Raw genomic sequence first — 19,640 nt, forward strand, 5'->3', positions numbered from 1 at the left:
AAGCCGTTTTATGTTGGAGAAATCCTGCGTAAGACGGCTTTTTTTTATGGGTAGGGCGTGATTTGCTCCTTTACTAAGGTTTTGGCAGCGGGGTAGAACGAACCGGTTTGGCGGTTGTACCGCATCCGTATAGATTGAAGATGTAGAGCGTTCTATGATATTATGAGGAGAGAGAAGGATACTTGTCTATCTGCGATTGAAATAATAAACTTGAAGAGATGATGACCGTTACAAGTCGTCTGTATTGGTCTGTGTATGTAGTTGGGAGCATGTTTAATGTTGTTGTATAGCTCAACGACTAAAACGAAGGAGCAATATATGTTTAAGACGGTGTTGATACTTGCAAATTCAATAAAACATCACGGATATTGTGTTGCCGGAAAGGAATTGATTACTAAAAACTGGATTAGATTCCATCTAATTTTCTAGATAGTCCTCTCGATTTATGGGGTACGAAGGATTGGGTAGATCCTAATGCTATTACACAAAAGCAAATTGCTATTAATCAGTCATTGTATCTTGTGAAAGTCAAAAATCTTCAGACAAAAGTTATAGATGAAAATCAAAATAAAAGAAGAAGAGTAGTGTTTGACTATAATGGAATACTGTATGATCTTGCTTGTACGGATCCGAACTTTGATACTATAAATAATGGTCAAAAAGCGCATAATAATATATTGTGTATCAGCTTGGGAGAACTTTTTGACGCGACAGGCTGTCATCATAAAATTGTAGCAGGAATCTTTTGATGGTTATGAGTGCAATAAACAGCGGAGGTAGGCTCTACACAATAGGGTGTTCGATTCACACTATCGAATCTTTCATTGATATTCTCAAAAAGCATGAAGTTAATGTCGTTATTGACGTTCGATCTACTCCCTATAGCAAGCATACGGCTCAATTCAATAAAGAGAATTTACAGAGAGTGACAAGTCACAATCGTATCTATTATTCATCTTTTAGTAAGGAATTCGGTGCTAGGCGTAAAGAAAACTGTGTTTACACAAACGATACTGTCAGTTTTGATAAAGTAAAGCAGCTTCCCATATTTATTAATGGGGTAGAAAGAATTAGAAAAGGACTACAAGAAGGATATCGTATTGCTCTTATATGCACGGAAAAAGAACCTGCCGACTGCCATAGATTTAGCCTTGTTACTAAAGGCATTTCAGAGAGAATCGGTGTTTATGCAAACCATATTTTATATGACGGCAGTCTAATGACAACCAAAAGACTTGTTACGTAATTATCAAAAGAAAGAAATTACCTGGGCAGATTATGAAGTTGAGTATTTAAGAATTATTGAACAAAGAAATATACTGAATATCATAAAAAAAGACGAGATCATCAACGGTGTGTTACTTTGTAGTGAAGATCGTCCCGACCAGTGTCATAGAAGATTATTAGCGGAATATTTAGCACGAAATTGGGAAAATATTGAAATAGTTCACCTATTTTAATATAGGAGGAATATTATGATTACTTCAAAAAAATTAACGGCTGAAAGATTGGAAGAAATAAAAAACTATCCTATATTGTATGATGAGGATAGTCCAAAACTGACAAAAGAACAAATTGCAAGGCTTAGACCGGCGCATGAAGCATATTGGAATGCAACGCCCGTTAAAAAACAATTTCTATAAAAAAAATAGATGCGGATATTCTTGCTGTACTCCAGTCTTTAGGTAAAGGCTATCAGACGAGAATCAACAGTATTTTAAGAAAAGCTATTACTATAGGTGATTATTAAAATATTCCTGACAGGCTTAATTGCACTATATTGATTACTATCATTTCAATATATTTTAAAAGACTTGATTTACTTGAAGAATATTTTCAAACAAAGTTAACTTATCCCCCAAAAAAACATGTATTTGTTTTACCGCTGCTATTACGCAATAGCAAAACTTCAAGTGTAAATGTGCCGCCTGATAGGTCTGTATACTTTCCCCACTAGAGGGAGAATAGAAAGGCGAATCTATACCCTTGATACGATGCGGTATCTCTGACTCCGATGACCTTACACTATCGAGCTTTGTATGCTATACTGCTATCATGTTAGAAACCGTACCGGATAACCGTAACTATAAGGACTCTATTTTTGTCGATCTGTTCAGCACCGATGAAAAAGCAAAAGAGAGGTTTTTGTCCCTCTACAATGCTTTGCACGGTACTCAGTTGCATGATGTTGCCTTACTAGAAAATATCAAGCTTGAACAAGTGATGTATATGAGCTTTGCCAATGATGTCTCGTATCTTGTCGAAAACAAAATTATTGTCCTTGCCGAGCATCAATCGACTATTAATCCTAATATGCCATTGCGCTGTCTTGAGTATGTCAGCCGTCTGTATGAGAAACTTTTTGAATCAAAAGAAAAGTATAGCCGTAAACTGCTCACTATCCCGACACCGGAATTTTATGTCTTTTATAATGGAATAGAACCATATCCCTGTGATAAAGCGCTTAAACTATCCCACGCATTTAAGGAACAGACGGAACAACCAAACTTGGAATTAATTGTCAAAGTGGTAAACATAAATCAGCATAATGAACATCCGCTCTTGGAACTGTGTAAACCCATCAATGAATATAGCATTTTTGTCCAAACAGTGAGAAAATGGAAAGAGCTTGATCCGGTACATGGTTTTCAAAAAGCCATTGAGGAATGTATAGCAAATAATGTTTTGCGAGAATATCTCGAACGGAAGACGAAGGAGGTAATAAACATGTTGCTGGCCGAATATAATTATGAAGAAGATATTGCCGTACAACGTGCAGAAGAACGTGAAATAGCCTTTGCTGAAGGTATAGAACAAGGTATAGAACAAGGTGCTCATAACAAAGCTGTTGAAAGTGCAAGAATTTTAAAGCAGCTCCATTCTGATACTGCAATGATTATGCAAGTAACCGGTTTAAGTGCTGAAGAAATAGCAAGGCTATAGAGGAAGGTGCGCTCAATTCTCCCGCCACTTCTGCTTGCGAAAGCCCTGTCTCTTGGGCTATATTTTCCACTGATAGGCTGAACCGTATCTAATTACAATCAGGCTCTCTATAATTTCTCTCCCCAAAAGTGTATAATGATTGGTGCATGGAAGCGCTTATACTTTTTTGAAGAGTAGGCAATATTTTAATTTTTTATAAGGAGAGACGTTATGGATCAAAAGAAACGAAAAGTAACGATTGTCGGTGCGGGTTCTGTCGGGGCTACATTTGCGTATGCGTTGGCTCAAAGCGGTTTTGCCGATGAGATTGCAATCACCGATATGAATAAAAACTTTGCAGAAGGGCAGGCGATGGATCTTGTCCACGGTTTGCCGTTTTTGCCGCAGGTTGATATCCACACCGGCAGTCAAACCGATTATGCCGACAGCGATATCATTGTGATAACTGCCGGTGCAAAACAGCAGCCGGGAGAAACGAGAATAGACCTCCTTAAACGCAATGCCGCTATCATCAAAACTATTGCAAAAGAAATTGCCGCAAGCGGCTGCAAAGGCGTCATGCTGCTCGTGAGTAATCCCGTCGATATTCTTACAAAGGTGGCGCTCGAAGCAAGCGGTTGGGATCGCGGTAGGGTTATCGGTTCCGGTACCGTCTTGGATACCGCCCGCTTCCGCTACGTACTCAGCAAAGAATGCGGCGTCGATGCCCGTAATATACACGGCTACATCCTCGGCGAGCACGGCGACAGCGAATTTGCCGCATGGTCGATGACCACCATAGCCGGACGGCGCATCGACGAATACTGCGGCAGCGGCACGTGCAGCTCGGGTATTCACTTCGATAAAGAAAAAATCTTGGACGAAGTACGCCATTCCGCCTATCATATCATCGACTACAAAGGCTCAACCTATTTTGCTGTCGGTTTGGCGCTTACCAGAATAGCCGGCGCCATTCTGCGTAATGAACACAGCATCCTCTCCGTCTCGATGGCTCTAAACGGAGAATTCGGCTTGCACGGCGCTTGTTTGAGCGTTCCCTGCATTGTCGGCAGAAGTGGCGTCGAAAAAATCATCGAAGGCGAACTTCCCAAGGACGAACAATCAGCGCTTGAAGCCAGCGCCCAGCGGCTTCACGACGCATATCTGTCTATCTGTTAAAAAGCATATTTTTATATAGGATTTCAGCAGCGGCATCTCCTGTACACCCCTTCCGTAAGCCCGTTGACCAGTGTACTTCCGTGTACACTGGTCAACGTCGAGTTTGCGGGGCAAACTCGCTGCTGCTCAATTTCACGGACATCCGTGTCCGTTCTGAAAAGCCTTTTACCGTAAGCCTTTTGAAATAGACGATGCAGATGCTAGGAGCGTACAAAAAACACCCGCAGGCACGCCCAAAAATGAACATCCTTGTTCATTTTTGGGCTGCCAGTTTGCAAGCAAACTGGTTACTGTTTAGAACCAGCGGCATCCGTGCCGCTTCTGCCACGTTGAGGATTAATTTATGTGCAGCACGAAGTAGCTGCACCCTTTCCGTTAGCCTTTTGAAATAGACGGCGTAGATGCTAGGAGCCTAGCCGAAATAAAGCGGAGGCGTACTTTTTGTACGTCGAGCATTTATTTCGGCGTAGCGACAACGCAGATGCACCGTATATTTCAAAAGGATAGCTTGCAGGGACACTGTAACCATGCTACACTTACCACATGAAAACTATCAATAAAGATTTACAGTCTATTACGGAACACTTCCCTTCCGACTTTACGGAAAATGAAAAAGCGGCGGCGAAAACGCTTTTTTTAAAAAAGCTTTCGCTGTTAACACACGAATTTTATGGCGGAAAGCTGCAAACCGTCCCAAAATGCGGGCTCTATGGGTTTAACTGGTTCAATGTCTGGTATACACCGGGAGTTTCCGCCGTTTCTACCGGCATCCGCGATAATCATGACAGCTCCTTTATGCTTTCCAATCGAGGAAACCTTGTAGCCGTTGTCAGCGATTCCACCCGCGTACTGGGCGACGGGGATTGTTCTCCTTCCGGCGGTCTCGGTGTTATGGAAGGAAAATGTATGCTGATGAAGTACTTAGGCGGCGTGGACGCGTATCCCATCTGTATCGATTCCTACGTCAAGCCGAATGAAGAAAAGAAATACAACTTCCCTGCCGGTAAACATTGCCCCGATAAGATTATCGACTTTGTGAAGATGCTGGAACCGAGCGTCGGTGCAGTTAATCTGGAAGATATTCAGCAGCCGGACTGCTTTAAAGTTCTGGATACGCTGCGGGAAGAATGCGACATTCCTGTTTGGCATGACGACGCTCAAGGAACGGCCTGTATTACGCTTGCCGGTTTACTCAATGCGCTGAAACTGGCGGGTAAAAAAATCGGAGACTGCCGCATTGTACTGCTCGGTGCAGGCGCTTCCAACACGACGATTGCACGCCTTATCCTACAGGATGGCGGAGATCCGGCGAAGATGATTGTTTGCGACTCTCAAGGTGCGCTCCATGCAGGCCGCGAAGACATCAAAGCTGATGCACGTTATTACCGTAAATGGGAGCTGTGCCAGACGACGAACCCCAACCGGATAAACGATTTTGACGAAGCACTGAAAGGCGCCGACGTACTGATCGCTCTGTCCAAGCCGGGCCCGAATACCGTAACCAAAGAGCAGATCGCCTCTATGGGCGATAAACCCATCGTGTTTACCTGCGCAAATCCCATCCCCGAAATTTGGCCGCACGATGCTAAAGCTGCCGGCGCTTTCATCGTCGGTACCGGACGCGGAGACTTCCCGAATCAGATCAACAACTCCGTCTGTTTCCCCGGCATCTTGAAAGGGGCGCTGCTTGTCCGCGCACGGAAAATTTCCGATGGTATGGCGATCCGCTGTGCGCACTCTATTGCCGACTATTCGGAGAAAAAAGGCATCAATCCCGAAAATATTGTCGTAAAGATGGATGATGAGGATGTCTTTGCTGTTGAAGCGGCCGATGTTGCAATGCAGGCAATAAAAGAAGGTCTTGCCCGTATCACTATTACATGGGATGAAGCCTTTAAGCAGGCTAAGGCCGAGATTGCCGAAAGCAGAGCGCTGACGCAGCAGCTGATGGATAGCGGATTTATCAAAGAACCGCCGCAAGACTTTTTTAATCAAGCGATGGACTACGCGATTGAACAAATTAAAAATCAGCGTAGCAAATAAAAACAAGCTTTCTGAATACGGAAATTTTGTTTAAAAAGCCAAGCGGTATAATAACCGTTTAACCTTCATTTATAATCTTTGCCGCTGCGCATAGCAGCGGCAAAGTCGGCATGAAAGTTATAAAAGTTATATAAGACATAAAGACCGTTGTAGATTACTACAGCGATAATAAACAGCCAAATTACAATCTAAACGCCGCAGCTATCCGTAACGTAAAAACATTACCGAAGCCGAATGTTGATCCGACTTTATTATTGTCGTCAGCGATATTTGATTTTTCCATACTACGCAAAAGTCCTGAAAAACTTATCATATCATGCAGTCCTATATTAATACCGATATGCTTTGTAAAAATATATTGGAAGCCGATATGTAATGCTATTGGTGTCCACGCATGATAAAAATTTTCCAAACCTTGCCCATTTGAGCGCGTCCAAAATCTTCCCAGCGCAAGACCTGGACCAATACCGGCATGAATACTGAAAGGCTGTTTAATTCCATACGTATAACCGAACAGCATTTGGCCGTCCCATATAAAACCGTGGACTTTCATTGACTCGGCACCGAAGCCGCCGCTTTTATATATGCCGACAGGGAGCGCTGCGTTATTAATAAGACTGAAGGTAAAGCCGCTGTTTTCATGAGTAAAATGCATATCAAGCCCTACAGCGGGAGCAAAAATAGTATATGTTGCCGCTTTATCTGAAGTATTAAGAGTGCCTCCGCTTATTATAACTTCATAACTTCGCACTGTATACGATGAAAATCCGATACCGGGTGAAAAAATAATTTCCGCAGCAAAACTATTTACTGCACCAATTAGAATACATAAAAAGAGTCCTATTATTTTTTTCATTGCATGCCTCCTAATAGTCGAGTCTCGTCTTAAAAAGAGTATACATCTGACGAAAAAAAAACAAGCATTCATCTGTAAGTTGTTTATTTGGCTGGATTTATCAGCACTCTTTGTAGAGCTGCCGCTTTTCTGTGCAGTGTGTAGTTCATACAACAGCGGAAATCGGGACAGATACATCGCGCGGAGTTCCGCATAATTATCGTAAGGCATTTGCGGCTGTCCAAAAAACTAAAGTTTTTGGACAGTTTGCTGGGATGCCCCGAAAGCAATCAACTTTTGGGGCGTCCTCGTACTGACTGCCGGTGTTTCCATACTCGGAACCACCGGCATTTTTCTTAAAAGGCAGGTACGGCCTCTTTTTCCGGGACGGTCTCCTCACGCATATCGTCTAACGCATCGGCAGGCTGTTTCCCGTTTTTGAACAAGGGCTTAAACTCGATATGTTCGGCCACTACTTTAATCTTGCTGTAGTGTTTGCCGTCGGTACCTACCCAGCGGTCTTGCTTTAAACGTCCTACAACCCGGACGCCGCGGCCTTTTGTGCAATTTTCTCCGCAGAGTTCCGCTAAGCGTGACCATGTTTCGACATCAAAGAATGAAGTTTCCTGCGTTGTTTGATCTTCCTGCTTAAAAAAACGGTTCGAAGCAATGGAAAACATACAGAGCGGTGTTCCTTTAGGTGTCGCTCTTACAACGGGATCGCGAACTACATTTCCCTCAATGATCAACGAATTCAAATTGTGCATAATAGCCTCCTAAAATAAGAGTACCGAGTTGCCGCTCGCTGCGGTTCCGGTCTCTTTTGATCTTGTAGTACCTGTTATATAAAGCATTCATTTAAAAATGGCTGGAAATTTACGGTATTTTTGCAAAAAAAATAAAAAAATTACAAATTTTTTTATATGCACTATTAAGAGAAAAATCGATACGGTTTGAGCGATAGTCTTGACATTCGCCATTATTCTAGGCTAATATACAAACCGCTTATGGAGCGGTGGCCGAGTGGTTTAAGGCGGCGGTCTTGAAAACCGTTGTGCTGCGAGGTACCGGGGGTTCGAATCCCCCCTGCTCCGTAAAATAAAAGGCGGCACGTTCCTTTATACGTGCATATATAAAACCGATAACTTAGACAGGCAATAACTTTGGAGCGGTGCGAGAGTGGCCGAATCGGGCTCCCTGCTAAGGAGTTGTACCCATCCGGGTACCGGGGGTTCGAATCCCCCCTGCTCCGTAAGATAAAACCGGATATTATTGTACATTAGACGGCAAGAATGCAGTAATGGACAAAGCATATCGGGGATATTTGAGATTATAGCTCAGTTGGATCAGAGCGTCAGATTGCGGATCTGAAGGTCGGCGGTTCGAGCCCGCCTAGTCTCATCGGTTGTTTTTGTGTTTGAGATTATAGCTCAGTTGGATTAGAGCGTCAGATTGCGGATCTGAAGGTCGGCGGTTCGAGCCCGCCTAGTCTCATCGGTTATTTTTTATTTTTGAGATTATAGCTCAGTTGGATTAGAGCGTCAGATTGCGGATCTGAAGGTCGGCGGTTCGAGCCCGCCTAGTCTCATGCTACTGGAGAGATGCGAGAGCGGTCGAATCGGGCGGTCTCGAAAACCGTTGTACCGCAAGGTACCGGGGGTTCGAATCCCCCTCTCTCCGTTTTTTAACGGAGCCGCGCGTTCAAGTATCTTCTTTATGCGTTTTACGAAACACCTTGAAAATTTCAATACTTTCAGGTGCTTTCAACACTTTGGAGAGATGTCCGAGTGGTCGAAGGTACACGATTGGAAGTCGTGTGTGCCCGGAAGGGTACCGAGGGTTCGAATCCCTCTCTCTCCGTACCGGGACCTATGCAAAGAAGGTTTTTCAAACCCCGTCAGATCCGGAAGGAAGCAGCGGTAGATTAATTCTTCTTGTGCCGTAGTGCTCCCGGTTTTTTATATCCTCTGTAAATTTTCTTTTTCAGTTGACCGTATCTCTCCAATTTATTCTATAGAATAGCCATTGCATCGGAATGGTGATCGTATCGGTTAACAAGCAACTTGTACATTTAGACTGATAGCGGTATGATAGCGGCTGCTTCGTAACACTTTTAATGATAGGAGTAATAATGAACGAACATAAATTATTTACCTCGGAATCGGTCGGAGAAGGCCATCCCGATAAACTGTGTGATCAAATTTCTGATGCTGTTTTGGACGCTTGCTTACGTGATGATCCCGGAAGCCATGTTGCGTGCGAAACCTTTGCTTCAACTGCGTTAATCCTTATCGGCGGAGAGATTACCACCAATACTTTTGTTGATATACAGCAAACAGCCCGCAATATCGCACGGGAAATCGGCTATACCGATTCCGCATTTGGACTTGACTGCAACTCCATGGCTGTTTTAAGCATGATTCACGCTCAATCGCCTGACATTGCGCAAGGGGTAAACGGTACCGGACTTAGTGAGTATCAGAACCAAATGGGTGCAGGGGATCAGGGGATGATGTTCGGCTATGCGTGTAAAGAAACGCCGGAATTGATGCCTGCCCCAATCATGTATGCACACAAACTTTTACGCAAAGCTTCACAACTGCGTAAGTCAAAAGAGATTGATTGGCTACGCCCCGATGCAAAAAGTCAGGTAACGGTGGAATACGAAGGCGATAAACCCGTGCGTATCGATACGGTCGTTATCTCCCATCAGCACGACCCCAAAATTTCGTATGGTTCGTTAAAAGAAGCGATTATCGAAAAGATTGTTAAACCCGTCCTTGAACCGACCGGTTTACTGGATTCAAAGACAAAATTCTTTATTAACCCTACCGGCCGCTTTGTTATCGGGGGGCCATTCGGCGACACCGGTTTAACGGGGCGGAAGATCATCGTGGATACCTACGGCGGTATGGGGAGGCACGGCGGCGGCGCTTTTTCCGGTAAAGACCCGACCAAGGTAGACCGTTCAGCCGCATATATGGCACGCTATGTTGCAAAGAATATCGTTGCAGCAGGATTTGCCGAACGGTGCGAGTTGCAGCTTGCCTATGCTATCGGTGTACCGTTTCCCGTTTCGATTCGGGTAGATTCCTTCGGTACCGCAAAGGTTCCGGAAGATGCAATCGAAAAAGCCGTTCAGCAGGTATTCGACCTCAGCCCTGCCGGTATTATCAAGACATTGGATTTACGTAAACCTATTTACCAAGCGACCGCTGCCTACGGACACTTCGGTCGCCCCGAATTCAGTTGGGAAAAAACCGATAAGATTGACGCTCTAAAAGCAGCTATAAAATAGCAGCAACATGCATATCCTGCTGCGTGGCGTTCTTGTTTTAGTTTTTACCTCTTGGTTATGTACCTCTTGTGCCGATCCCGCGTCGTCGGTATCGCTTGCATTGCCGGCAGACAGGGATGATACTGCGGTTTATCTATTAGCTGCATCTGCTTCCGGTATGCAGAGCCGGTGCGTGCCGCTCAAGGCTTTAAATACAAATGCCCAAACGGGTACGATAGATGATCCGGAAAAATCCGATGCCATGTACTTCGCTTTTGAAAAAAGCCCTACGATGTTCGGTTTAACCGATTCCGGCTTATATGCCCTCGAGCTGGAGTTTGAACCGTTAGAGTTCACCGGTCAATCGAGCCGCACAGCACCTATCAACCCAAACGCTATTCAAACTGATGCTGCCCAATTTGCCGTAGGGCTGCTTTATGCAAACGATTTTTCCGCTTTCGGTAAGTTAAAAGAAAACTTCCGTCCGCAGCATCCCGTTACAGCGCAGCTGCTGCCGCGGGGAACTTTTACCGTTAGTATCGGCTTTGCAGGCATAGCGGTAGGGACAGCTCATATTAGGGGCTTTATGGTTTCGGCACAATCGGCGCTAAAGCTGAAAAGCGCCGCTGTCGTACCCGTTCGGTACGGCTGGTTAAAAGATGGAGCTGCGCTGTGGTACGGTACAACCGCCGATGGAGATGTTATCCCGCCGGAATTATGTACCGAAGCAACCGTACCATTACGCACAGAGTTACCGAAGCCGTCGGCTGTCATACAGGCACGGTATGCCGGAAAAGGCGGTAGGGACTCTATCGGTATTCATTTTGATAAGACCCAACCGGTTAATCTGACGGCAGGGCAAAAACAGCCGCGCCTTTCGTTCCAATGCGGGGATAAAAGCATATCCGTATATCGCGCACCGAATGTATATCGCCTTACGCTTGACGGCTGCCTTTTTCCCGATGCTTTTTTTACTATTGAACAAACTGGCGCGGAACGGTTATCCAATACGGATACGCTTTCTGATACGGGTGGGCAGGCAGATATGGCAGCCATGGTCTGTGGTGTTACGATCGAATATTCTACCCCCTCCCTGATGACTCCGATTACTGCCGATCCGGGGCTTATTCCGGATTGGCCGCAAGAACAATGGCGGCAGCCCTCTTACGAGCTGTTTTCATGGGAACAGTTTCCTTCGGTGTTGATCTTTGATTTTGCCGACTATTCAGTGCAGGATGCCCATCTTAAACGGCTTTCGTTCTTTGCGGAAAAAAAAGGCTTTACGGGAAAGCTCCTTTTTGATGAAGAGCTTGCTTCTCTTCATGGCTTTAATGCCCATGACTATAGAGCCGAAATGCTTGCGGCATTCTTTCAGAAGGCTGAAGCGGAATCTTTCCCACTTAACAAAGCGGAATTACATTTACGGAAAATCCTTTTCCGTAACGGCATTATTATTCGTACTGAAGCCGGCATTGAGGCGGGGGCGGGCGCAATCGTATCTATAAGCCGTCAATCTGAGCGGGATCTCCGTTACCGGTTTATTACCCACGAATGCCTGCACGGTATTTATTTTACGGAAGAAAGCTTCCGTGATACGGTAACGGAGGCTTTTCGGAAGACAAATCCGCGCGCAGTGTTGTTTTTGCGCCGTTATTTTGAAATATATCCGTCGCTGCAGTATGACACGGATGACGATTACTTGATGCAAAATGAATTTATGGCGTATCTCCTTCAACAAAGCAGCAGTTTTCTTCAGCAGTATTTTACACAGATTGCATGGTTCCGTTTAATGAGTGCGGTTGAACCGGCGCTTTGCAGATACATCCGCAAGACCAAGGCGGCTGGTTTTATGCGGGCTGCTGCGCACATGGAGTCTTTTTTATATACGGCATGGGGGATAAAAGGCGGAAGAATTTATTTGGCAAACATGGAAACTTTATAAAAATCGATAAATTTCAATATTATTGAAAAATTATTGAAACGTTTTTTGTATTTCATTGTTTATTTTTATCTTTATTTCCGTGAGAGGGAAAATTATGAATTTTGAAGCGATACTGAATCAATGGGAAACTCAAACTCAACAGCCTTATGGAAAGAAGCGAATGCGTAAAGATGCAAAAAATCCGGCAGCAGCGTATGCCGTTGAAAATACCCAAACGCTCAATCCGATGGATTATTGGGTGCGGCGTTACGGTGTTTATGATAAAGATGCGGATAATTCCGAAAATATTTCCTTTTTTGATAATCTAGCCGAAAAGCGGCGGCAGCGGACAATGCGTCCGCAGGCAGAAATCGACTTGCATGGCATGACGCTTGAAGAAGCCTATGGCGCGTTGGTTACTTTTTTTGAAGATTCCGTGAGGAGAGAGTATCAAAAAATACTCATCATTCACGGTAAAGGGAATCATTCTCAAAACGGGCCTGTATTGGCGCGGTTTGTACAAAAATTCTTAGAAACAAATACCCATGCAGGCGAAACAGGCCATCCCAAAGGACGCGACGGAGGGACGGGCTCGACTTGGGTGATATTGAAATAACCGTCTCTTTTGCAAATATTCTGCGGGAATATCAAAAAAGACCTGATGCATTTACCTTGACTAAACTTATTGCCATAATAGTTAAAAAGAATTACAATCAGCAATTATTATGGATACCCAGTCGGATATTGTAGCTAGGGAAAAGGATAATACCCTCGCTCGGCATGCTTTAGTAATGCAGATTGCGCTCTATGCCGGAGAGCTTCTTATTCGGAACGGAGCAGAGATGTACCGCGCCGAGGAAACGATTGTGCGGATAAGCGAAGCGGGAGGCATCCACGATATTACTCCGTTTGTTACGCCCACCGTGCTGTTTATTGCAAACGGTGACGGCGAAAACGTACTCTATACAAAAAATATAAAAAAGCGGAGCAACAATATTGCTAAAATTACATTAGTGAGTGATTTTTCCCGTAATTTTGTGGAAGGCCGTATTGATATATCCGAAGCAATGGATTGCTTACGCAAAATAGATCAATACAAAGGTTATCCATACCGGTTTGTTCTCTTTGCGACCGGTATCGGATGCGGTCTTTTTGCGGTATTAGTAGGCGGAAAATTCGGAGACTTTGTTGCGGCGTTTTTTGCCTCATATATTGCCGTTTTTATCAGCGATAAAATAATGGCTCGTTCCCGTACCGTCTTTACCGGCAACTTTGTCGCAAGTATGTTCGTAGGGATTATTTCTATAATATCTTTCGAAATTAAATTAGTCGATAATCTCGATAATATCATCGTCGGTGCCGCACTCGCCCTTGTTCCCGGTGTTGCATTCACTGCAGGTATTAGAGACTTTATTTCGGGAGACCTTATCTCCGGTATTGCGCGTATCGGAGAGGCGGTTCTGGTTGCCATTGCCATTGCTTTCGGTGTCGGCAGTATCCTCATGCTCTATTCAATCTTAGGGGGACTGTGATGCCGATCTATGCCCATACGATACTCTCCTTTGTCAGCTGTCTCGGCTTCGGTGTCTTGTTCAATGTTCAAAAGCGTACATTACTGCTTGCCGCAGCAAACGGTGCAATCGGATGGACAATTTTGTTAGTACTCGATGTTCCTCAGGTCAGCTATATTTTTGCCAATCTCTTGTCTGCCATTATAGTCGGTCTTCTTGCCGAAGTCTTTGCCGTAATCCAAAAAACCCCTGCAACTTCTTTTATCGTTATCGGTGTTATTCCGTTAGTTCCCGGTTTCCGCGTGTATCGGTCGATGCTTTTCTTTGTACGGGGAGAGCTTGATAAGGGAATTGCCGAAGGTGTCCATTCATGCTTTATGGCAGTTGCGATAGCAGTCGGTATCATTCTTGCCACCTCAATTGTCCGCATGACTAGACAAGCCCATACGGACTATAAAAGAAAAAAATACAGAATAGACTAAATTGACAGCCTAGGTTAATTGCAATAAAATATCCCTGTATACTTAGGGGATAGTCCGCCCCTTGCAAAAAAGTATAGGAGGTCGATATGAAGCTTGAACTGGGAATTATCCCTATTCATGAGATGAGGTTTTCCGGTAAAACTGCTATCAAGGGAACTTGTCTTGAAATAAACAAAGATGAACTGATTTCGCTTATTAAAGAGGATCCGCTTATCACTGATGTTTCACTGACAATTACCAAACCGGGTGATAAAACCCGTATTATTTCCGTTAAAGATGTTATTGAACCCCGCTGTAAAATCGAAGGCAGCGGTGTTTGTTTTCCCGGATTCTTTACCGGTGAGGAAGACACGGTCGGATCGGGCAAAACTGCCGTGCTTCGCGGTGCAGCGGTTGTAACAACCGGTACCGTTGTCGGGTTCCAAGAAGGAATTATCGATATGAGCGGCCCCGGCGCCGACTATACGCCGTTTTCACGCACGGTTAACCTTGTGGTAAAAGGTACCGTGAAAGATGATACTACCCGTGCGGTTAAAGAAAAATCGCTGCGCTTGATGGGGCTTAAAGCTGCCCGCTATTTGGGTAATGCCGCAAAGTCCGTTGCTCCGGCAGAAACCGAAGTGTACGAAACCTTAAACCCGATTGAACAAGCTAAGCAATATCCCAATCTGCCGAAGGTTGGCTATGTCTATGCGCTCCAGAGTCAGGGATTGCTGCATGACACCTACTACTATGGTATCGACGTTAAGCAGATTGTTCCGACCATTATGTATCCCACTGAGGCAATGGACGGCGCAGTCGTGAGCGGTAACTGCGTTTCCGCCTGCGATAAAAACCCCACGTATGTACATCAGAACAGCCCTGTTATCCACGAACTGTATAAGCGGCACGGAAAGGATTACAACTTTATCGGCGTCATCGTAACCAACGAGAACGTAACGCTTGCCGATAAAGAGCGCTCCTCTTCTTTAACCGCACGGCTTGCGGAACAGCTCGGCCTTGATGCGGTGATTATCTCCGAAGAAGGTTTCGGTAACCCCGATGCCGACTTGATGATGAACTGCCGCAAGATTGCCGCAAAGGGCATTAAAACCGTATTGCTGACCGACGAATACGCGGGGCAGGACGGCGCGAGCCAGTCGCTTGCGGATGCTCATCCTTCTGCGGATGCCGTGGTGTCGAACGGGAATGCCAATCAGGTTATCAAACTGCCTAAGATGGACTTGGTTATCGGCGATCCCCAACAGGCCAACGTTATTGCAGGGGCATGGGAAGGCAGTTTACACGAGGACGGCAGTATCGAAGCGGAATTACAGGTTATTACCGGCGCAACCAACGAGCTGGGCTTCTGGAATTTATCCGCATGCGGATTATAAGAGGTAAACAATGAAAAAGATTGTACATTATATCAACCAATTCTTTGCCGGAAAGGGCGGCGAAGATGTTGCCGATTACAAAATTGAAGTAATCGACGGAAATGCCGGCCCCGGTATGGGGATTCAGGCTGCACTCGGCGACGGAGGAAAAATCGTTAAGACGATTATCTGCGGTGATAACTATTTTAACGACCACACCGACGAGTGTATGGCATTTATCCAAGATGTTTTAAAGAAAAACGAAGCGGATTTGCTGATTGCCGGCCCCGGTTTTAACGCCGGCCGTTACGGTATGGCATGCGGCGGCGCTGCAAAAGCTGCTGCTGCCCTCGGCATTCCTGCTGTCTCCGGTTTGTACGAAGAAAACCCCGGTTACGACGTGTTCAAAGCCTTTATGTATACGGTAAAGACCAAGAACTCCGCTGCCGATATGCGCCATGCGGTACCTGCAATTGCCGCTGTTGCAAAAAAAGTATTAAACGGCGAAGCAATTGACCTTGCAGTCGACGGTTTACTGCCGCGCGGTATCCGCCAAAACTACTTTGCAAAAGAACGCGGTGCAAAACGCGCCGTCGATATGCTCGTGCAGAAACTCAAGGGCGAAGCATTCGTTACTGAATATCCGATGCCGGTGTTCGACCGCGTACCGCCGCATGCGCCTATCACCGATATTTCCAAAGCGGTTATCGCATTGGTTACTTCAGGCGGTGTGGTGCCGAAAGGAAACCCCGATCACATCGAAGCCTCTTCCGCTTCTCATTATGGGGAATACTCCATTGCGGGGCTTGCAGAGCTGACCTCCGAAAACAGCGAAACGGCGCACGGCGGTTACGACCCCACCTATTGTAATGCCAACCCCAACCGCGTTTTGCCGGTCGATGTACTGCGCGATATGGAACGCGAACATAAAATCGGAAAGCTGCACGAGCTGTATTACACGACGGTCGGTAACGGCACCAGCGTTGCGAATGCAAAGCGTTTCGCTTCCGAAATTGCCGGAAAGCTTGTAAACGCCGGAGTGCAGGCGGTTATTCTTACCTCCACGTGAGGCACCTGTACTCGTTGCGGTGCAACGATGGTCAAAGAAATTGAAAAAGTTTTACCGGTTGTGCATATTGCGACCGTAGTCCCGATTTCAAAAACAGTAGGAGCGAACAGAATTGTACCGGCGGTAGCAATTCCTCACCCGCTCGGAAACCCGACGATGAACGCAAAGGACGAAAAAGAATTACGCCGCGCGCTTGTCGAAAAAGCCTTAAAAGCCTTACAAACACCCATCACGGAACAAACTGTTTTCTAAACGACCGGCTAACGGTTCCGGCCGTTAGCTGATAGTCAAAACAAGCTGTTCTTGTGTGAACGCCCTCTAAAACACATCGTCTTAGAGGGCGTTTTTATAATGTAATGCTGTTACCGGTAGCTTTCATTTACTGCAGCAAGCGCGGGGAGCAGGTTATCGGTAAAAAAACGGTCTTCAATCGGAAGGTGGGCTGCGGTTCTGCCTAAATACACATCTTTACGGTTCTTACCGTGGAAGTCGCTGCCGGCGGTAACAATCAATCCGAGTTCTTCCGCTAATGCTTGCAGCCGGACGCATTCCCCATAACGTGCTCCCGAATGCCATGCTTCAAGGCCTACTAAGCCTTGCTCCTTGAATTGAGCAATCGTTTCGGGCAGTTTTCCCCACGAAAGATAGAGCGACATCGGATGAGCCAAAACGGGAACTCCGCGAGCGGCTTTAATAGCTTCTATCGCTTCCGCAAGCGGTAAACATTCCTTTTCAATATAAAACGGCCGTCCTTTGGCTAGGTATTTAAGAAAGGCGTCTTGAATGGATTTTGCCTTTTTTTCCTGTACAAGATACTTTGCAAAATGAGGCCGTCCGATTACCGCTCCACCGGCGAGTTGGGCAAGCTTTTCTTCATCGATTACAATTCCCGCCTCATTGAATTTTTCTATTATCTTACGGTTCCGTTCCAGCCGCTTTGCCTGAGCATACTGCATAAGACTGCACAGAGTTTTATTTTCAATATCGATTCCAAGCCCGAGTAGATGCAGCTCCCCCGGTTGCCATTCAACGCTGATTTCTATTCCCGGTAAAACACGGATGCCGAGAGTCTCTCCTGCCTGCTGAGCCTCCGCAACCCCTGCTACCGTGTCGTGGTCGGTAAGGGCAAACAACGAAAGACCGGCTTTATGGGCTTCCGCTGCCAGTTCCGCCGGCGAAAAAGTGCCGTCGGAAGCAGTGGAGTGAGTATGCAAATCTACCATAGCAATCATTATAGCAAAAAGATGTATAATGCACTAGGTTTTTTCCGCAAGGTATGATATAATCCTTACAGATAGTTCTTACCGTTAATTAGAGTTGAGAACTGCGTGTGGTACGGAGGACAAAATGCCAAAGGCTGTTCAATACAGCGCAAATTCAGTAATTTATTTTTCAGGCGATTTTGATGCTCGAGTATTTTTGCTGCATAGCGGACATATTGCACTTAATTCGCTTGATATTGAAACCGGCGCGCAGGTAACGGAATATATTAAAACCGGTGAGTTTTTTGGGGTGAAGTCCGCACTTGGGAATTATCCGCGGGAAGAAAGCGCAATGGTTTTAACCGATTCGCTCGTATATACTTTCTCGGTTGCCGAATTTGAGAGTTTTGCTCAAACCAATACGCGTATTATTCTTCAAATGTTGAAAGTTTTTTCCAGACAACTGAGAAATATTCATCATCAGCTTGAATCGTTGATGGATAGTAAACAGCAGACAAATAACGAAGACGGTTTATTCACGGTTGCAACGGCTTTTTATAAGTCACAGCATTATCAGGCGGCTGCCCAAGTAGCAGCGCGCTATCGGGCGCTTTATCCGTCCGGTAAGCATTTGGCTGCTATCGGGCCGATTATTGCAAATTCGACACAGATGGCAGGACGCAGCTTCGGGGAAGCGCGGCAAGCAGGTAGTGTTAATGCCGTGCCCGGCGGCGGCGGTGCTGCTGCTGCTCAGCCTGAACAGAACAATGATGCCTCCATAGAATTGACGTTCCAGCTTGCTGAAGATTTGGCAAAGCAGCAAAAGTGGGCCGATGCGTATAAGCAGTACCATACGATTATCGAGTTAAAACAAGGTGCAAATGTTGAAGCATCCTATTTAGGGGCAGCCCGCTGTTTATATAAACAAGCGGAATATGTCCGGTGTATTCAATTGGGTACCGGTTTTATCACTCAATTCCCTAAATCTTTAAAACTTGCAGAAATTCTGATGTTCCTCGGTCTCTGTTATCAAGGTATGGATCGCCCCGATAAGGCGTTGCCGTTCTATGATAAAGCTTTAACGATGGCAGGTCCGCTGCTGGTGCCTAAGATTAAAGAATTGCAGGCTACATGCGAAGGAGCTATTCATGCCTGATTTATTTGCCTCGTTTGCCCGTTTTGCAAAAAAATTCCCCAAAGGATCGGTTATTTTTTCCGAATTTGAACCCGGGGCATCTTTTTATTTAATTCAATCGGGACGTGTTCAGCTGATTAAGATTATCAACGGAGCAGAAAAAAATCTTGATATTTTACAACAGGGGGAAATCTTCGGCGAGATGGCCGTTTTGGATAATTCTCCCCGTTCCGCTTCTGCAATCGCGTATGACGATGTTGTTGCGCTCGAGTTTAATAAAGAAAACTTTGAAATTCTTTTAACCGGCAATCCCGCTATTGCAATGCGTCTGTTAAAGACCTTTGTAAAGCGTATTTACGTGCAAAAGCGGCGGTTTATGATTTTGACGATACAAGATAATGTTGCCCGTATCGGCGACGTATTCTTGATGCTTGATGAAACCCAGCCCGATCTTGACCGTTCTACCCAGATGCGCACCTTTATCATTACGCCCGAAGAAGTTGCCCGATGGGCAGGTCTTTCGGCGGAGGCAACCGGCGATGCGTTGCGGAAATTCGCCGATCAGGGGCGGTTAGAGGTATACGGCGACCGCATTATCGTAAAAAATATTGTTGACCTTGCCCGTTTCGTAACGACCCGCCGTACAAAAGACAATTTCTTCGGCTAAATCAACAATCCCGGCGTACACTGCCGAGGAACGGCGGGTATG

Annotated in this window: 20 protein-coding genes, 7 tRNA genes and 1 other RNA gene; 25 read left to right on the plus strand and 3 right to left on the minus strand. The window is 45.5% G+C overall.

All coding sequences use genetic code 11. From position 1 onward, the window contains the following. Window positions 1–521: 521 nt before the first annotated feature. The 8 genes from QI63_RS13050 to QI63_RS06180 all read left to right on the plus strand — a co-directional run bounded on the left by QI63_RS13050 (window position 522) and on the right by QI63_RS06180 (window position 6,144). The gene (locus QI63_RS13050; protein WP_200877727.1) at window positions 522–749 is read left to right on the plus strand and encodes a dual OB domain-containing protein; all 228 of its coding nucleotides are present in this window, start codon (window positions 522–524) and stop codon (window positions 747–749) included. 5 nt (window positions 750–754) lie between these two features. Then, on the plus strand, window positions 755–1,246 hold the full coding sequence (locus tag QI63_RS06160; RefSeq protein WP_215904686.1) for a DUF488 domain-containing protein: 492 nt from the start codon (window positions 755–757) through the stop codon (window positions 1,244–1,246). After that, complete coding sequence (locus QI63_RS13510; RefSeq protein WP_081984414.1) at window positions 1,236–1,460, plus strand: DUF488 family protein; 225 nt, start codon at window positions 1,236–1,238, stop codon at window positions 1,458–1,460. Before QI63_RS06160 ends, QI63_RS13510 begins: the two co-directional genes overlap by 11 nt. Window positions 1,461–1,475: 15 nt before the next feature. Beyond that, window positions 1,476–1,643 carry a hypothetical protein gene (locus tag QI63_RS13425; RefSeq protein WP_253673187.1) on the plus strand — a complete coding sequence of 56 codons (168 nt, stop codon included), beginning with the start codon at window positions 1,476–1,478 and terminating at the stop codon, window positions 1,641–1,643. Between the two features lie 17 nt (window positions 1,644–1,660). After that, complete coding sequence (locus tag QI63_RS13430) at window positions 1,661–1,750, plus strand: BrnA antitoxin family protein (RefSeq protein ID WP_253729419.1); 90 nt, start codon at window positions 1,661–1,663, stop codon at window positions 1,748–1,750. Between the two features lie 305 nt (window positions 1,751–2,055). Further along, window positions 2,056–2,943: an Rpn family recombination-promoting nuclease/putative transposase gene (locus tag QI63_RS06170; protein WP_044014791.1), complete on the plus strand. Its 888-nt coding sequence runs from the start codon at window positions 2,056–2,058 to the stop codon at window positions 2,941–2,943. A gap of 210 nt (window positions 2,944–3,153) precedes the next feature. Further along, complete coding sequence (locus tag QI63_RS06175) at window positions 3,154–4,101, plus strand: L-lactate dehydrogenase (protein ID WP_044014793.1); 948 nt, start codon at window positions 3,154–3,156, stop codon at window positions 4,099–4,101. A 543-nt stretch (window positions 4,102–4,644) separates the two neighbouring features. Beyond that, window positions 4,645–6,144 (plus strand): NAD(P)-dependent malic enzyme, encoded by a 1,500-nt coding sequence (locus QI63_RS06180; RefSeq protein ID WP_044014795.1) that lies wholly within the window; start codon window positions 4,645–4,647, stop codon window positions 6,142–6,144. A gap of 181 nt (window positions 6,145–6,325) precedes the next feature. Here the strand turns inward: QI63_RS06180 and QI63_RS06185 are convergent, their stop codons facing one another. Further along, on the minus strand, window positions 6,326–7,000 hold the full coding sequence (locus QI63_RS06185; protein WP_158506658.1) for a DUF2715 domain-containing protein: 675 nt from the start codon (window positions 6,998–7,000) through the stop codon (window positions 6,326–6,328). A 335-nt stretch (window positions 7,001–7,335) separates the two neighbouring features. Beyond that, on the minus strand, window positions 7,336–7,746 hold the full coding sequence (locus tag QI63_RS06190) for a single-stranded DNA-binding protein (protein ID WP_044014797.1): 411 nt from the start codon (window positions 7,744–7,746) through the stop codon (window positions 7,336–7,338). 242 nt (window positions 7,747–7,988) lie between these two features. On the opposite strand from QI63_RS06190, the gene QI63_RS06195 reads away from it, so the two are divergent. The 15 genes from QI63_RS06195 (at window position 7,989) to grdB (ending at window position 16,846) form a co-directional block, all read left to right on the plus strand. Then, window positions 7,989–8,073, plus strand: a tRNA-Ser gene (locus tag QI63_RS06195). Between the two features lie 71 nt (window positions 8,074–8,144). Next, window positions 8,145–8,231: transfer RNA gene (locus QI63_RS06200), tRNA-Ser, on the plus strand. A gap of 74 nt (window positions 8,232–8,305) precedes the next feature. Further along, window positions 8,306–8,380: transfer RNA gene (locus QI63_RS06205), tRNA-Arg, on the plus strand. An 18-nt stretch (window positions 8,381–8,398) separates the two neighbouring features. Next, window positions 8,399–8,473 (plus strand) — tRNA-Arg (locus QI63_RS06210). Window positions 8,474–8,492: 19 nt separating this feature from the next. After that, window positions 8,493–8,567: transfer RNA gene (locus QI63_RS06215), tRNA-Arg, on the plus strand. A gap of 7 nt (window positions 8,568–8,574) precedes the next feature. After that, window positions 8,575–8,659: transfer RNA gene (locus QI63_RS12925), tRNA-Ser, on the plus strand. A gap of 93 nt (window positions 8,660–8,752) precedes the next feature. Continuing rightward, window positions 8,753–8,839, plus strand: a tRNA-Ser gene (locus tag QI63_RS06220). Beyond that, an RNA gene (ffs, locus tag QI63_RS12640) (signal recognition particle sRNA small type) lies at window positions 8,840–8,938 on the plus strand. It abuts the tRNA gene before it with no gap. Window positions 8,939–9,110: 172 nt separating this feature from the next. Continuing rightward, window positions 9,111–10,277 carry a methionine adenosyltransferase gene (gene metK / locus QI63_RS06225; RefSeq protein WP_044014799.1) on the plus strand — a complete coding sequence of 389 codons (1,167 nt, stop codon included), beginning with the start codon at window positions 9,111–9,113 and terminating at the stop codon, window positions 10,275–10,277. A gap of 7 nt (window positions 10,278–10,284) precedes the next feature. Continuing rightward, the gene (locus tag QI63_RS06230) at window positions 10,285–12,198 is read left to right on the plus strand and encodes a hypothetical protein (RefSeq protein ID WP_044014801.1); all 1,914 of its coding nucleotides are present in this window, start codon (window positions 10,285–10,287) and stop codon (window positions 12,196–12,198) included. Window positions 12,199–12,292: 94 nt separating this feature from the next. Next, window positions 12,293–12,793: a Smr/MutS family protein gene (locus QI63_RS06235; protein ID WP_044014803.1), complete on the plus strand. Its 501-nt coding sequence runs from the start codon at window positions 12,293–12,295 to the stop codon at window positions 12,791–12,793. Between the two features lie 109 nt (window positions 12,794–12,902). Next, entirely contained in the window at window positions 12,903–13,709 is an 807-nt protein-coding gene (locus tag QI63_RS06240; protein ID WP_044014805.1) for a threonine/serine exporter family protein, read from the plus strand. Beyond that, complete coding sequence (locus QI63_RS06245) at window positions 13,709–14,170, plus strand: threonine/serine exporter family protein (protein WP_044014807.1); 462 nt, start codon at window positions 13,709–13,711, stop codon at window positions 14,168–14,170. The genes QI63_RS06240 and QI63_RS06245 overlap by 1 nt, the downstream gene beginning before the upstream one ends. Before the next feature lie 86 nt (window positions 14,171–14,256). Next, window positions 14,257–15,546, plus strand: a complete 1,290-nt coding sequence (locus QI63_RS06250) for a glycine/sarcosine/betaine reductase component B subunit (RefSeq protein ID WP_044014809.1) — start codon at window positions 14,257–14,259, stop codon at window positions 15,544–15,546. Between the two features lie 10 nt (window positions 15,547–15,556). Then, window positions 15,557–16,846: a glycine reductase complex selenoprotein B gene (gene grdB, locus QI63_RS06255; protein ID WP_081984415.1), complete on the plus strand. Its 1,290-nt coding sequence runs from the start codon at window positions 15,557–15,559 to the stop codon at window positions 16,844–16,846. A gap of 110 nt (window positions 16,847–16,956) precedes the next feature. On the opposite strand, the gene QI63_RS06265 is transcribed toward grdB, so the two are convergent. Continuing rightward, window positions 16,957–17,817, minus strand: a complete 861-nt coding sequence (locus QI63_RS06265; protein ID WP_044017137.1) for a PHP domain-containing protein — start codon at window positions 17,815–17,817, stop codon at window positions 16,957–16,959. 124 nt (window positions 17,818–17,941) lie between these two features. Here QI63_RS06265 and QI63_RS06270 point away from each other — a divergent pair, with 124 nt between their 5' ends. Both QI63_RS06270 and QI63_RS06275 read left to right on the plus strand, forming a co-directional pair. Beyond that, a complete protein-coding gene (locus QI63_RS06270) occupies window positions 17,942–18,952 on the plus strand; it encodes a cyclic nucleotide-binding domain-containing protein (RefSeq protein ID WP_044014813.1) in 1,011 nt (336 codons plus the stop codon). Next, entirely contained in the window at window positions 18,945–19,598 is a 654-nt protein-coding gene (locus QI63_RS06275) for a Crp/Fnr family transcriptional regulator (RefSeq protein ID WP_044014815.1), read from the plus strand. Before QI63_RS06270 ends, QI63_RS06275 begins: the two co-directional genes overlap by 8 nt. The last annotated feature ends 42 nt before the right edge of the window (window positions 19,599–19,640 follow it).

It is taken from the genome of Treponema sp. OMZ 838, assembly GCF_000775995.1.
Taxonomy (GTDB): domain Bacteria; phylum Spirochaetota; class Spirochaetia; order Treponematales; family Treponemataceae; genus Treponema.